Origin of the sequence: Prochlorococcus marinus XMU1406 (assembly GCF_017696055.1) — a bacterium.
Classification (GTDB): Bacteria; Cyanobacteriota; Cyanobacteriia; order PCC-6307; family Cyanobiaceae; genus Prochlorococcus_A; species Prochlorococcus_A marinus_W.
The window spans coordinates 648,599-662,218 of the sequence record NZ_JAAORG010000001.1 but is presented as its reverse complement, the minus strand read 5'-3'; the positions used below and the strand labels follow the sequence as shown (position 1 = coordinate 662,218).

14 protein-coding genes are annotated in these 13,620 nt (G+C 29.6%); 9 read left to right on the top strand and 5 right to left on the bottom strand.

Annotation, left to right across the window (positions count from 1 at the left end; genetic code table 11):
- The first annotated feature begins 112 nt into the window (after window positions 1-112).
- The 9 genes from HA149_RS03810 to HA149_RS03770 all read left to right on the top strand — a co-directional run bounded on the left by HA149_RS03810 (window position 113) and on the right by HA149_RS03770 (window position 9,114).
- Entirely contained in the window at window positions 113-481 is a 369-nt protein-coding gene (locus tag HA149_RS03810) for a CopG family transcriptional regulator (RefSeq protein ID WP_209113171.1), read from the top strand.
- Between the two features lie 132 nt (window positions 482-613).
- Window positions 614-1,933, top strand: a complete 1,320-nt coding sequence (locus HA149_RS03805) for a DUF2130 domain-containing protein (protein ID WP_209113169.1) — start codon at window positions 614-616, stop codon at window positions 1,931-1,933.
- A gap of 96 nt (window positions 1,934-2,029) precedes the next feature.
- The gene (locus tag HA149_RS03800; protein ID WP_209113167.1) at window positions 2,030-2,311 is read left to right on the top strand and encodes a translation initiation factor IF-2 N-terminal domain-containing protein; all 282 of its coding nucleotides are present in this window, start codon (window positions 2,030-2,032) and stop codon (window positions 2,309-2,311) included.
- 83 nt (window positions 2,312-2,394) lie between these two features.
- Window positions 2,395-2,808 carry a competence protein ComC gene (locus tag HA149_RS03795; protein WP_209113165.1) on the top strand — a complete coding sequence of 138 codons (414 nt, stop codon included), beginning with the start codon at window positions 2,395-2,397 and terminating at the stop codon, window positions 2,806-2,808.
- A 35-nt stretch (window positions 2,809-2,843) separates the two neighbouring features.
- Complete coding sequence (locus HA149_RS03790) at window positions 2,844-3,830, top strand: ligase-associated DNA damage response exonuclease (protein ID WP_209113163.1); 987 nt, start codon at window positions 2,844-2,846, stop codon at window positions 3,828-3,830.
- A 2-nt stretch (window positions 3,831-3,832) separates the two neighbouring features.
- Complete coding sequence (locus HA149_RS03785; RefSeq protein ID WP_209113161.1) at window positions 3,833-5,473, top strand: ATP-dependent DNA ligase; 1,641 nt, start codon at window positions 3,833-3,835, stop codon at window positions 5,471-5,473.
- Entirely contained in the window at window positions 5,470-7,956 is a 2,487-nt protein-coding gene (locus HA149_RS03780) for a ligase-associated DNA damage response DEXH box helicase (protein ID WP_209113159.1), read from the top strand. Before HA149_RS03785 ends, HA149_RS03780 begins: the two co-directional genes overlap by 4 nt.
- On the top strand, window positions 7,957-8,607 hold the full coding sequence (gene pdeM, locus HA149_RS03775) for a ligase-associated DNA damage response endonuclease PdeM (protein WP_209113157.1): 651 nt from the start codon (window positions 7,957-7,959) through the stop codon (window positions 8,605-8,607). It begins immediately after the preceding gene.
- Window positions 8,608-8,811: 204 nt separating this feature from the next.
- On the top strand, window positions 8,812-9,114 hold the full coding sequence (locus HA149_RS03770) for a hypothetical protein (protein ID WP_209113155.1): 303 nt from the start codon (window positions 8,812-8,814) through the stop codon (window positions 9,112-9,114).
- 183 nt (window positions 9,115-9,297) lie between these two features.
- On the opposite strand, the gene HA149_RS03765 is transcribed toward HA149_RS03770, so the two are convergent.
- From HA149_RS03765 to pstS, 5 genes are all read right to left on the bottom strand, one after another.
- On the bottom strand, window positions 9,298-9,444 hold the full coding sequence (locus tag HA149_RS03765; protein ID WP_002808068.1) for a hypothetical protein: 147 nt from the start codon (window positions 9,442-9,444) through the stop codon (window positions 9,298-9,300).
- 394 nt (window positions 9,445-9,838) lie between these two features.
- Entirely contained in the window at window positions 9,839-10,648 is an 810-nt protein-coding gene (gene pstB / locus HA149_RS03760) for a phosphate ABC transporter ATP-binding protein PstB (protein ID WP_209113153.1), read from the bottom strand.
- The gene (gene pstA / locus HA149_RS03755) at window positions 10,649-11,542 is read right to left on the bottom strand and encodes a phosphate ABC transporter permease PstA (RefSeq protein ID WP_209113151.1); all 894 of its coding nucleotides are present in this window, start codon (window positions 11,540-11,542) and stop codon (window positions 10,649-10,651) included.
- Window positions 11,543-11,548: 6 nt separating this feature from the next.
- On the bottom strand, window positions 11,549-12,496 hold the full coding sequence (gene pstC, locus HA149_RS03750; RefSeq protein WP_209113149.1) for a phosphate ABC transporter permease subunit PstC: 948 nt from the start codon (window positions 12,494-12,496) through the stop codon (window positions 11,549-11,551).
- 105 nt (window positions 12,497-12,601) lie between these two features.
- Entirely contained in the window at window positions 12,602-13,573 is a 972-nt protein-coding gene (gene pstS / locus HA149_RS03745; RefSeq protein ID WP_209113147.1) for a phosphate ABC transporter substrate-binding protein PstS, read from the bottom strand.
- Window positions 13,574-13,620 lie beyond the last annotated feature (47 nt).

Below are 13,620 nucleotides of genomic sequence, written 5' to 3'. Positions count from 1 at the left end.
CTTTAAAATTATACTTTAATCTCATTATTTAAATTTATACATAAAAGTGCTTTTAATCAAAATCTAATTACATTTGACAGAAGTGTTACAATATTGGCATATGTAAAGGCTCATGGAAAATAAAGTTAAAAGAATAGGATATCTCCCTAGAAAAAGAGTACTTGAAATTATTGATGAAATATCTAAAAGCGAATCTATAAGTAGATCTAAGGTAGTTGGAATATTAGTTGAGGAAGCATTAGATGCCAGAGGAATTGCGAATTTTGGATATAGTAATATCAGTAAGTCAAATAAATACAAGTCGGATAATTTTAAAGATCTCCATAATGAGAATGCCCACTTAAAAGATACTGAAGACGAATTTGTTGACGATAGTGGATACACAGTTTCAACTCACAAAACTTTAGACCGTTCAATATCTTCTGCAGATATTGAATTAGCAAATAAAATAAATATTCTTAAGGAATCAGGATTAATATAACTTTTATTGAGTAATTTTTTTATTTTTTAATGCATAACATTGAATCATTGTTTATTCTTAATCAAGAATAATATTCTTTTTACATAATTCGAATATTAAATCCTTTCTAATATTAATTTTGTAAATAAAAAAATGAAAGATATTAAATGTCCTTCATGCGGCAAAACCTTCCGAATTGATCCCAGCAGCTTTGAAGAAATACTTCTTCAGATAAAAGACGAGGAATTTAACAAACAAATAAAAGAAAGACTTATTCTGGCTGAAGAAGATAATAAAAAAGCTTTGGAAATTTTAAAACGAGAGTTAAAAATACAGTTAATAGAGCAAAATCGTATTAAAGAGTCTGAGATCCAAACTCTTGAATCTAAATTAAAAATAACTGAAGAAAAGAAAACAAATGCTCTTAATGATTTAAAAAATCAAGCAACAAATAAAATTAATTTACTGAATAATGAATTAATCAAGCTAAAGGATGAAATTAAAAACCAGTCTTTAATTTCAGAATTATCTTTAAAAAACAAAGTTAGTGAAGCTGTTACTAATTTAGAAAAAGAAAACTCATCATTAACAAATTCCATTGAAAAGATGAGACTTGAACATTCAATTAATGAAAAATTAATTGAAGAAAAGTTTAAAAGCAAAATTAGTGAAAGGGACCTGACTATTCAGGAGTTAAGAGAAATGAAATCCAGATTATCTACAAAGATGATAGGAGAAACATTAGAAATCCATTGCGAAACCCAATTTAATCTGAATCGTGCCTCTGCGTTTAAAAACTCATATTTCGAAAAGGATAATGATGCCACTTCTGGGAGTAAAGGTGACTATATATTTAGAGAATTTGATGAAAATAAAACTGAAGTGGTATCTATAATGTTCGAGATGAAGAATGAAAGTTTAAATGGAACTAATAAAAGAAAAAACGAAGATTTTTTAAAAGAATTAGATAAAGATAGAAGACAAAAATCTTGTGAATATGCAGTTCTCGTATCCCTTCTAGAACCAGATAGTGAACTATATAATGCTGGCATAGTAGATGTTTCTCATAGATTCCCAAAAATGTATGTCATAAGACCTCAATTTTTCTTGCCCATTATTTCTCTGCTAAGAAATGCATCTATGGAAACCTTAAAATACAAATCACAAATTGATTTAATGAAACGTGAGAATTTTGACATAACTAATTTTGAAAGTACTCTTGAGCAATTCAAAAATGCAGTTGGGAAAAATGTTTCTCTTGCTCAAGATAGATTTAATGATGCAATTTCAGAAATTGATAAATCAATAACCCATTTACAAAAAACTAAGGAGGCTTTAGTTCTCTCAAAAAAACATCTTTTATCTGCTGACAGCAAGTCTCAAGATTTGACAGTAAAGAAATTAACTAAAAATAATCCAACCATGAAGAAGAAGTTTAATGATTTAAATAATTTCGAAGATGAAGTAGCCTAATTAAAAAAGTTTTTGAAATTAAAAATAGTTAAAAATATATTTAATTTCTAATTTATAAATATACTATAAATAATAAATTACTTAGTAAAGAAAATAATGACTATCAACACTCCTATTTTTAGTATTGCCAAAGATCTTAATGTCGAAAGTAATAGAATATTACTAGCCTGCAAGAAACTTGGAATCAACGCAAAAGGTGCTACAAAAAGATTAAATAAAGAAGAATTAGAAAAAATTAAAAGTTATTTTAAAACGGGCAAAAATGTGTCAGATGAAGTGATCAATTTAAATAAAGTTAAAACTAAAAGTAGTTCAAAAAAAATTGAAGAAAAGGTAAAGATAAAATATTTTGCTAACAGACTTATTCGTAAATCTTAAATAAAAATAATTTTTTTAATTACTTAAAGGAATAAGCCACAGAAGAAAAAAATAATAATTTATCATAAGTAAAAATACTTAAAATGAGCATAAGCCAAATTTTAAATTCTCTTGAAAAATCCTGGGAAAGAAATGATATTCTTTCAAATATAAAAAAGGGTTTTGGGACAGACGAGATAGTTAATGAATTTCTTATAAAAAACGAAAGACAAATTAAAGAATTAAATTCTTTATTAAGACCAGAAGATATTGAATTATTAAATCAAGTAGAGAAACTCTCAACTTGCGAGTCTAAATTAATAAATGAGATTAAAAATTTAAATTACTTAGAAAATAATGAAAATCATCACATTATGAATAAAAAAAAGATTATGCCATCTAATAGAGTTTCTTTCAACAAAGTTAGTTCATTCATGATTAATTGGAGTAACAAATTTGTAGTTATTGCTTTAATAACAATTTCAGCTATAGCTTTATCAAAACAAGCGTGGGCATAATTAGCTAAATTAACTTCATTGTAAGAGATGTAGTTTTGAGAACTAAACAAGAATATTTAATTAGATATAAAGATGGAAATCTTTATTGTCAACTTGCTGATATTTGGATTGATCCAAGCAAGCCAGTAAAAAAGGCATTAATAACTCATGCACATTTTGATCACTTTACATTTGGCTGTGAAGAATACATTTCTACTAAGGAAACTGCGATACTTCTTAAAGAAAGAGTTGGAGATAATATCAAAATTAAGACTTTTGAATATGGAGAAGAATTTAAGATAAATGGCATTAATATTTCTTTTCATCCATCCGGTCACATCCTTGGATCTAGTCAAATAAGGTTTATTTTTGCTGAAGAAAAATGGCTAATTTCAGGAGACTTTAAGCTTCAAAAAGATCAGACTTGCAAAAAATATGAAATAGTAAAAACTGATTATTTAATAAGCGAATGTACTTTTGGGTTGCCAATATTTAAGTGGGATGAATCAAATAAAATAGCAAATGATATTTCAAAATGGATAACTAATTCACCAGAAAAAACTTCTTTACTTTTCTGCTATTCACTTGGAAAAGCTCAGAGATTGTTAAACGAAATTAGTCAAACAAATTTTAAGGGCAATATTTATTCTCATGGCAGTATTCACAAAATGAACAATAGTTATAGGGAACTTGGAATTGATATTAAGGATACTATAAAAATTGAAAATAAAAAAAAGATAGATGAGCTTAAAGGGAGTCTTGTATTATTACCGCCATCTTTAAGTAAGGGTTCTTATTTAAAAAATTTCAAAAACATTCAGACAGCTTTCGCGAGTGGATGGATGTCAATAAGAGCTCTCAGAAAAAGATCAGGATATGATAAAGGATTTGCAATCTCTGATCATGCGGATTGGGATGGAATTCTGGAAGTAGTAAAAAAGTCTGAAGCAAAAAATGTATTTTTTCATCATGGAGATAGTGAAGCCTTAAGTAAATATTTAGTTGAAAATGAATCAATAAATGTCCTTTTATTCGGTAAATAAATATGAGCTTAAAAAAGTTTTCAGAATTATTTTGCGATCTAGATTCATTTAATAGTACAAATAATAAAATTGAAGTTTTAAAGAATTATTTTTTATCTAATGATCCAATAGATAATTCATGGGCAATATATTTACTAACTGGAAAAAGTAATAAGAGATTTATTAGTGGAAGATATTTAAAAAATCTTTTTTCTCAAATATATGAATATCCTCAATGGTTAATTGATACATGTTATTTAAAAGTTGGTGATTCTGCTGAGGTAATAACATTATTACTTAAAAATAAAACTAATTCTAGAAAAAAGAAATTATCAAATATAAGTCTCAATGAATTACTAAGCGAAACAATACCTGCATTATCAATACTTAATGAGCAGGAGAAAAATTTAGAAATTAAAAATCTTTGGGAAACATTACCTGAAGATAACCATCTAATTTTTAATAAAATTCTTACAGGAACTTTTAGAGTAGGAGTCTCTATCGGATTAATCACAAAATCAATATCAAAACTAATTAATATTGAGGAAGAGATTATTTCTCATAGGTTGATGGGTGATTTTAAACCTTCAATTGATTCATATAAATTTTTAATTAACAAGAATATCAATCTTCAAGAGTTAAATTCCAAACCATTTCCATTTCTTCTAGCAAATACTATTGAAGATAAAATCTTCAAAAATCCAACAAATCACTTTCAATTTGAATGGAAATACGATGGTATAAGGATGCAATTAATTAAAAGATCAGGCAATGTTTCGTTATGGACAAGAGGGCAAGAATTAGTAAATGAATCTTTCCCAGAATTAGTAGATAAAATGTCACATATAAAAGATGATTTTGTTCTTGATGGGGAATTATTAGTTTGGAATTTTAAAGAACAAATTGCCTTTGATTTTTCTTTACTTCAAAAAAGAATAAATAGAAAATCGCCTACTAGATCAATCCAAATAAAATATCCTATTATTTTTATTGCTTATGATCTTTTAGAGATTAATGGGAGAGATATAAGAGAAATTAAATTAGAAAATAGAAGAATTGAGTTAGAAAAATATTTTTCAAAATGGCAAATTAAAACTGAGAATAATATCACTGATATTTTCAAAATATGTGATTTAATCTTTCCTAAAGATTGGCCTGACGCTTTAAATTATAAAGAAAAATCTCGAGAAAATAATACTGAAGGATTAATAATCAAGAAAAAGACTTCTATATACTCCCCTGGTAGAAAGAAAGGTATTTGGTGGAAATATAAAGTTGATCCTATGCAACTGGATGCTGTTCTAATTTACGCTAAGGGCGGTAGCGGTAGAAGAGCTGGTCTGTATACAGATTACAGTTTTGCATTATGGAAAGACAAAGAATTAATTAAATTTGCAAGTGCATATTCTGGTTTAACGAATATTGAGATTAAAGAGCTAGATAAATGGATAAGAAAAAATACAATAGAAAAATTTGGTCCTGTTCGATCGTTAAAACCAGAAATGGTATTCGAAATATCTTTTGAGAAAATACAAATTTCTAAACGTCATAAGTCAGGCATAGCAGTACGATTTCCAAGAATAACAAAATGGAGAAAAGATAAAAAAATTAATGATGCAGATAGCCTAGAGAATGCTTATGAACTAATGAAAAAAATATCATGAAAAATATTACGAAAAATAATAAGCAAAATAATTTAATTTCTAAAATTAAAAAGTTTTTCTCCACAAATGGATGGGAGCCACTAACCTATCAGATCAAATCTTGGGAAGCATTTTTAAATGGAGAGAGTGGAATAATACAAGTTCCTACTGGATGCGGCAAAACTTATGCTGCATTAATGGGACCTCTATCAAAGATAGAAGATCCCAAAAATAATAAAAGTGTGAATATATTGTTAATTACCCCTTTAAAAGCACTAAGTAGAGATCTAAAAAATTCCATCCAATTAGCAGCTTTACATTTTAATAAAGAAATCACTGTTGAGATTAGGAACGGAGATACAACCCCATATGAAAAGAAAAAGCAAATAGCTAAACCACCTAATATTCTTATTACCACTCCAGAGTCTTTATCTCTTTTACTTTCTAATAAAGAATCTAATAATCTATTCAAGGAGTTGTCATCAATAATTATTGATGAATGGCATGAATTGATGGGTAGTAAAAGAGGAAACCAGTGCGAGTTATCTTTAAGTTGGCTAAGAGGTAATATAAAAAATTTACAAATTTGGGCAATGTCTGCAACTATTGGGAATATTGAAGAAGCAGCAAGAGTAATAGTTGGGATGAGCGCTATTAAACCCAAAATTATAAGTACAAATATTCAAAAAGAGATCGAAATTATAAGTGTTTTACCAGAGGAGGAAACTACCTTTCCATGGAGTGGGCATCTTGGGATTAGAAGTCATTCTTCACTATTAAAAATCCTAGATAAAAATAAAAGCACCTTATTGTTCACCAATACGAGAAATCAATCTGAAAGATGGTATCAATGTCTTAAATTTTTTCTCCCAGATATGGAAGACAAAATTGCACTACATCACGGCTCCCTGGATAAAGAAGATAGAAAAAGAGTTGAAGAAGGGGTTAAAGACGGATTAATAAAATGGGTAGTCTGCACCAGCTCGTTAGATTTGGGAGTTGACTTCCAACCTGTAGATCAAATAGTTCAAATTGGTAGTGCAAAGAATTTAGCTAGACTAATCCAAAGAGCGGGAAGAAGTGCTCATAGACCAGGTGGAAAATCAAAAATAATTTTTATGCCTACTAATTCTTTAGAGTTATTAGAGATTAGTGCAATGAGAAGAATAATAAAAAGTGGTATATCTGAGGAAATTAGAATTCCTGAATTATCTTATGATGTACTTCTACAACATCTAATAAGTTTGGCATGTGGAAATGGCTTTGATCCGAAAATTGAGAAAGAAAGAATTAAAAATTGCTGGAGTTATAGAAACTTAAAAGATCAAGATTGGAATTGGTGTCTTGACTTTTTAGAATATGGAGGAAAATGTCTTAAAGCATACCCAAAATATAAAAAGATAGTTAAAGAAGAATTACAAAATAATAATGAAAAATTTAAGTATTTTGTAAAAGACAAATCTTTAATAAGAATGCATAAGTTCAATATTGGGACTATTACAAGTGACAAATTTGTGAATGTCAAATATATGAAAGGTAAATCTTTAGGTAATTTAGAGGAGAATTTTGCTTCAAAATTAAATCCTGGAGATACATTTTACTTTGCTGGCAAAATGCTTCAATTTGTAAGGATAAGAGATATGATCTTATACGTTAAAAAATCAACAAAAAAAAGTTCTCTAATTCCTGCATGGGTTGGAGGTCAAATGGCAATTTCTGATCTACTTTGTGAGAGTTTGAGAAATGAAATAGATATATGCAATGAACTAGAAAATTATGATTACTTAAATCCTGAACTCAATTCATTACGACCAATATTGAAGAAACAAAAAGTTCTTTCAAATATTCCAAAGAAAGATGAATTCCTCATAGAAATATATAAAACCAAAGATTTATCAAATCTTTTTGTTTTTACACTTGATGGCAAATTTGTAAATGAAGGAATTGCATTTTTATGGGCTTTGAGATTGGCAAAATTAAAACAATCTACATTTAGCATTACTGCTAATGATTTTGGATTCAGCTTAACTACCGCAGAAGATTATGATTTTTCCATAATAAAAAAAGAAGCTGATTACTTTTTGAATAACAAAAAATTAGAAGAAGATCTAGAAAATGCAATTAATTTTTCAGAATTAACAAAACGAAGATTTAAAAATATTGCCCAAATAAGTGGACTTGTAAATCAAAATAATCCAACAAAAACAAAAACCTCCTCTCAACTTCAAATAAGTTCAAGTCTTTTCTACGATGTCTTTACTAAATATGAAGAAGACCATCTTTTGATAAAACAATCGCATCAAGAAGTTAAAGAATATCAATTAGAAAATAAAAGAATATCTAGATCATTAGAAAGATTAAAAAATTTAAAAATTATATTAAACGAGATAAAAACTCCAACGCCTTTTGCTTTCCCTTTATTAGTTGAAAGACTTAAAAATACTTTAAGCAATGAACCAATAGAAAAAAGAGTAGAAAAACTTATAAAAAAATATAGTGATTAAATGAAAAAAAGTTCTTTTAAATTTTGTTGGGAAGATACATTGTTAGAGATGCTTCCTTCAAGAGCGTTATTTCTACCAGAAACAAAAGAGTTGTTAATATGCGATATTCATCTTGGGAAAGCTGAGTATTTTCAGCAAAATGGTATACCTCTTACTAATAATTCAGATAAAAATAATTTCGCAAGAATAAAAAAAATAGTAAAAAAATATAGTCCTGAAAAGTTAATAATATTGGGAGATTTATTCCACAGCAAATATTCAATAGATAAAACTCTTCAAAAAAAAGTTGAAGATCTTCCTGAGCTACTAAAAACTAATGTTGAACTTATCCTCGGTAATCACGATGTAGGTTGTGATATTAAAAATATAAAAATTTTTGATATTAGAAAAACTAAAAATATTACTTTTAGTCATGAGCCAGTTAAATCAGAGAACAAAAATACCTTGAATATTTGTGGACATTATCATCCAAAAATCTATATAAAAAACAATGGAGATAAATTATCATTTAGGTGCTTTGCAATGGATATGAATAAAAATGTTTTATATATTCCTGCATTTGGAGACTTAACAGGCGGATATCCCTGCAAAAAGTCATTTAAAAAATGGGCAATTGTTTCGGAAGAAGAAATTATCGAAATAAAATCTTAAAAAAACCTATTGAAGTGACTTAAATTTTTCATTTAGATATACCAATTTATACTTAAAAGTCTCGTTTATTTTATTTATCTACTAATTTGTGTCTATTAATCTATTTCTACTAGTAGAAATAGATAATAAAAAATTTATACAGCTAATGACCCTTTCTTTAGCAGACAATCCACGTTATAAAAAAAATAAACACATTTTATAGAAATGAAAAAATTAATAGCCTTGATTTTATTTCCATTTCTTTTCATGCCATTTGGGGCAAAAGCAAATGATAATTTTTCCGTTGAAATAGAAGCACTTACACTAGTAATGGAGCAATACAAGGAAGAAACTGAATCAAGTCTTGAACTAGACATGGAAAATAAAAAGCCAAGTTACATGGCTCTTAAACAAGACGAATGCAATGCCACTGTTGAAGTTACACAAAAAACAGGATTAGAAGTTGTAAATACTGAATCTTTCGATGTAAATGTCTGCTTGAAAGAAATCTATAAAGTAATCAACTAAATAAGCAGGTTATAAAAATATAATAAAAACATACAATTTAAAGAGGTCTTTTACTTAAAGAAGGTAAGACCTCGAGACCTAACAGAAAACTTTGGAACGGGTTCTGCATAACCAATTAATAACTACAATGGATTTGTAGAGGTGTAATTAAAAGTACAAAACCTAAAATTATTTTTTAAATAATTACTTCTTCTTTGATAATGTTTGTGATTCTTCTCTAGACATTAAAGCTTCGATTTGAGCAAGAACTTTTTGAAGTTCATCCGTTTTTGTTAGAGATGCTTCTGCTACTTCTCTTAATTTTTCTAACTGTTCTTTAGTTTTATCCATGATAAATAAATTAGAAATTAACCACTTTTAAAAATGGTTTTAATACAGATTTTTCACTCCCACACAGATTCATATTCTCTCTTTTTTTTATAAAGTCAAATAAATTTCCCTTTATTAAGGTTTTATGAGGACTTCCAATTAATTCTTTATTTAATATTGAAACCATAAGATTACCTGAAAAAGAAATACTCTTAAATTATGAAGTAAATACGGGCAATCCTATTGTTGCAGTTGTTATGAGAGCTCCTGCAAAAATCAAGAAAGGTAGAAAAGGGTAGTTTTTCAAAGATAAACTTTATTAATTCGAAATAACTATATAGGTATTTATACTGTTTGTCTACCCCTAGCCCCTGTTTAAGGTAAAAATTTTTCTTTTAAAAGTAAAAATTAAACATCAACCAAATTTACCTGATATGTATTCCTGAGTAGTCTTTTCTTTGGGAGAATTAAAAATTTTCTTAGTAGAATTAAATTCTGCAAGATATCCGACTTTACCTCCATCGCCGTCTTCATATTCAATAGCATTAAAAAATGCAGTCATATCACTAACTCTTAATGCCTGTTGCATATTATGGGTAACGATTATTATTGTGTAATTCTTCTTAAGTTCATGCATCGTCTCTTCTATTTTTAAAGTCGAGATTGGATCTAATGCTGAACAAGGCTCATCCATGAGAATTATTTCAGGTTCAATTGCAATGGTTCTAGCGATACATAATCTTTGTTGTTGTCCACCAGATAAAGAGTAACCACTATCATTCAATTTATCCTTACATTCGTCCCATAAAGCTGCTTTTCTAAGTGAGCTCTCCACTAATTCATCCATATCTCCAGTAAAGCCATTAATTCTTGCTCCAAACGCAATATTTTCATAGATAGATTTAGGAAAAGGATTAGGTTGTTGAAAGACCATTCCTATTCTTCTTCTCACTTCAACTGGATCTACTCTTTTATCGTAAATATTAGTTCCATCAAACAGGACAGTCCCTTTTAATGAGCAATTAGGAATTAAATCGTTCATTCTGTTTAGAGATCTAAGAATAGTTGATTTACCACAACCTGAAGGTCCAATAAGGGAGGTAATATTCCCTTTTTTAAAGTTACAAAAAACATTTCTTACGGCTTCAAAAGTTCCATAGCTAATAGAGACATTCTCAAGGGATAAAATGATATTTTTTGGAATTTTTTTATTAGTTTTAATCATTTATACCCTCTTAGTTTTCTCAGTAAAAGCGGCTAATATCCTTGAAAATATATTTACTGATAGTATCGATAAAACAAGAATAAAGGAAGCTGCCCAAGCTAGTTTATTCTGGGCATCGTAAGGTTCAAGGGCAAAGTTGTATATCAATACAGCCAAAGAACCCATCTCATAAAACAAGTCTCCAAAGCCTGTTATGTAGTAGTAAGAGAATAAAGCCGTAAATATCAAAGGTGCTGTTTCACCTGCAGCTCTTGCGATACCAAGTACAACGCCAGTAGCAATAGATCTAAATGCGGAAGGTAGTGTAACTTTTAATATGGTTGTACACATACTTGCTCCAACGCCAAGAGACGCATATCTCAACTCATTAGGCACCAGCTTTAAACCTTCATCAGTCGTTTTAATCACAGTAGGCAACATTAATATTGAAAGTGCCATACCTCCGGCCAAGCCACTGTACATACTTCCAAATAAGATCTTTGTTGAAACAATTAAGGCATAAATAAATACTCCAGCAATAATTGAAGGGACTCCAGCTAAAACATTTACCCCGAATCTGATAAATCTTGAAAAAGCTCCACCTTTGGAGTATTCAGCTAGATATATTCCACCACCAACACCTACTGGTATAGCGATAATTGAAGCAATGGTAGTTATTATTAATGTTCCGATCAATGCAGGATTAATACCACCTGCATCTAAATCATCTCCAGGGGGATTTGGTTCTAAAGTAAATAGTTCTGGTGTGATTTGGGATCCACCTTTGATGAGAATATAAGTGACCAGAAAAATCAAAGGTAGTATTGCGATCAATGCACAAATTACTGATAAAGAAGTAAAGAATTTATCTCCTATATTTCTTGATAATCTTTTCTGGTAATAAAGAGAATTCATAATTATCTAATATTTGAGACTAAATTTCTTAACTAGCCATTGCGCAAAGATATTAACAACTAAAGATAGGATCATCAGTACAAAAGCTGCATAAAAGAGTGATGAAACCTGACTTCCATCAGCCTCGCCAAACTGGTTTGCAAGCATGGAAGAAATGGTATATCCAGGAGATAATAGAGACCAACTAAATGCATTGGAATTACCAATAATCATTGTCACAGCCATAGTTTCTCCCATCGCTCTGCCTAAAGCTAATAAAACACCTGCCATAATTCCTGATAACCCTGCTGGCAAGATTACTGAAAATATTGTTTTCCATCTACTTGCTCCAATTCCATATGCTGCATTTCTAAGCTTTTTAGGAACCTGATTGAGTGAATCTCTTGCAATGGAGGTCACAATTGGCAAAAGCATCACGACTAAAATTAATATTGCTAGCAAAGAATTCCTACCTGTAGGTTCAGTACTGAATAAAGGTATCCAACCAAAGAAATTATGTAAAAAGACAAAAAATGCTCTAAAAAAAGGTTCCATAACAAATATTGCCCAAAGTCCTAATACAACTGATGGAATAGCTGCTAATAATTCAACAAAAGAACCTATTATTTCTCTAACAACTTTAGGCACAAAGTCTTCGGTAATAAATATTGCAGTTCCAACTCCCAAAGGGATAGTTATTAATAGCGACAGGAATGAAGTTACTAATGTGCCATATATTGCAGTAAAAGCTCCATATTCATCTTTTACTGGATTCCATTCAGAGGTTACGAGAAACTTCAAGCCATACCTTGAAAAGGATTCAAATGACTGAAAAAAGACTACTAAAATAATTCCTAAAAGTATTATTGCTACGAAACTAGACAAGACTAGAGCAGTATTCTTGAAGATAATATCTATATTTTTTTCGATACCGAATCTTTTACGATTCTTGAAAAGAGTTAATTTCTCTTCCATTAAAAAAAGAATATCTCTATAAATCTACTACTAAATGTTGTAAAAGACTTTAAGAGGGGTTAAAGGTATATGAAAGTCATGATAATTTGACATGGATTGAAAAATTTATCTACCTATTTTTTTTACGGCGGCTCTTGATTTTTTTAAAATTTCTCCTTTCAAGGGAACGAAACCTAAGGCAGGAGCTTTTGATTGGTATTCATCGCTGAGCAATTTATAGAATGTATCTTGAATTGCATTGGTATTCCTACCATTACCTTTTTCATAAGCGAGTATCCAAGTTAGGGTTGCTATTGGATAAGCTCCTTTAGCAGTAGGGTTTGCATTTTTACCAGCCAAGTTCTTATCAAGATTTATTCCATTTAAAGCTATTGCTCCTGCTTCAGTATTCGGAGTAACGAATTCGTCAGAAAGATTTTGTAAAGCTGCAGCTCTTACCTTCCCTTTTATATATGATTGATTGACATAACCAATTGCTCCGGGAGTATTTTGTATAACACCCGCAACACCAGAATTACCTTTTGCTCCAACTCCCGAAGGCCATTTAACAGATTTACCAGTACCTAAATTCCAACTTTTAGAGAAAGCTTCCATAGAATTAGTAAAAGCTTTAGTCGTGCCTGAACCATCGGAACGATGCGTCCAAGTTAATTTTCCTGATTTACATCCTAATTCCTTCCAATCTTTTATCATTCCCATTGCTACTTGAACAGCCTGCTCTTGAGTTAGTTTCAAGTCGCAATCATAGTTATATCCAAACGCAATTGTTCCGCCTACCATCGGTATTTGAACAAGTCCTCTTGTAACTTTCTCTATATCAGAATCTTTCATAGGCTCATCTGATGCACCAAAATTTACAGTTTCGTCTATAAAGGCTTTTCTTCCAGATCCAGAACCTACTGCTTGATAATTAACTCTAGGGCCTCCAGCTTTAGCTAAGTCAAAAAACCATCTTGTATAAATTTTTGAAGGAAATGTTGCACCAGCTCCACTCAATCTTTTTGAAGCCATCGCAGATGGAGAAAGTATTAATGAAATTACAGAAGATAAAATGAGTGTTTTTTTGAAAATGCCCACTATGTAATGAGAACTAGGTTTGATATTTATAAAGATAATTTACAGCC

Coding starts and splice junctions, on each gene's coding strand:
- pstB (WP_209113153.1), bottom strand. CDS start 10,648: ATGATTAAAACTAATAAAAAAATTCCAAAAAATATCATTTTATCCCTT.
- HA149_RS03800 (WP_209113167.1), top strand. CDS start 2,030: ATGACTATCAACACTCCTATTTTTAGTATTGCCAAAGATCTTAATGTC.
- HA149_RS03810 (WP_209113171.1), top strand. CDS start 113: ATGGAAAATAAAGTTAAAAGAATAGGATATCTCCCTAGAAAAAGAGTA.
- pdeM (WP_209113157.1), top strand. CDS start 7,957: ATGAAAAAAAGTTCTTTTAAATTTTGTTGGGAAGATACATTGTTAGAG.
- pstC (WP_209113149.1), bottom strand. CDS start 12,496: ATGGAAGAGAAATTAACTCTTTTCAAGAATCGTAAAAGATTCGGTATC.
- HA149_RS03785 (WP_209113161.1), top strand. CDS start 3,833: ATGAGCTTAAAAAAGTTTTCAGAATTATTTTGCGATCTAGATTCATTT.
- HA149_RS03795 (WP_209113165.1), top strand. CDS start 2,395: ATGAGCATAAGCCAAATTTTAAATTCTCTTGAAAAATCCTGGGAAAGA.
- HA149_RS03805 (WP_209113169.1), top strand. CDS start 614: ATGAAAGATATTAAATGTCCTTCATGCGGCAAAACCTTCCGAATTGAT.
- HA149_RS03780 (WP_209113159.1), top strand. CDS start 5,470: ATGAAAAATATTACGAAAAATAATAAGCAAAATAATTTAATTTCTAAA.
- HA149_RS03765 (WP_002808068.1), bottom strand. CDS start 9,444: ATGGATAAAACTAAAGAACAGTTAGAAAAATTAAGAGAAGTAGCAGAA.
- HA149_RS03770 (WP_209113155.1), top strand. CDS start 8,812: ATGAAAAAATTAATAGCCTTGATTTTATTTCCATTTCTTTTCATGCCA.
- pstA (WP_209113151.1), bottom strand. CDS start 11,542: ATGAATTCTCTTTATTACCAGAAAAGATTATCAAGAAATATAGGAGAT.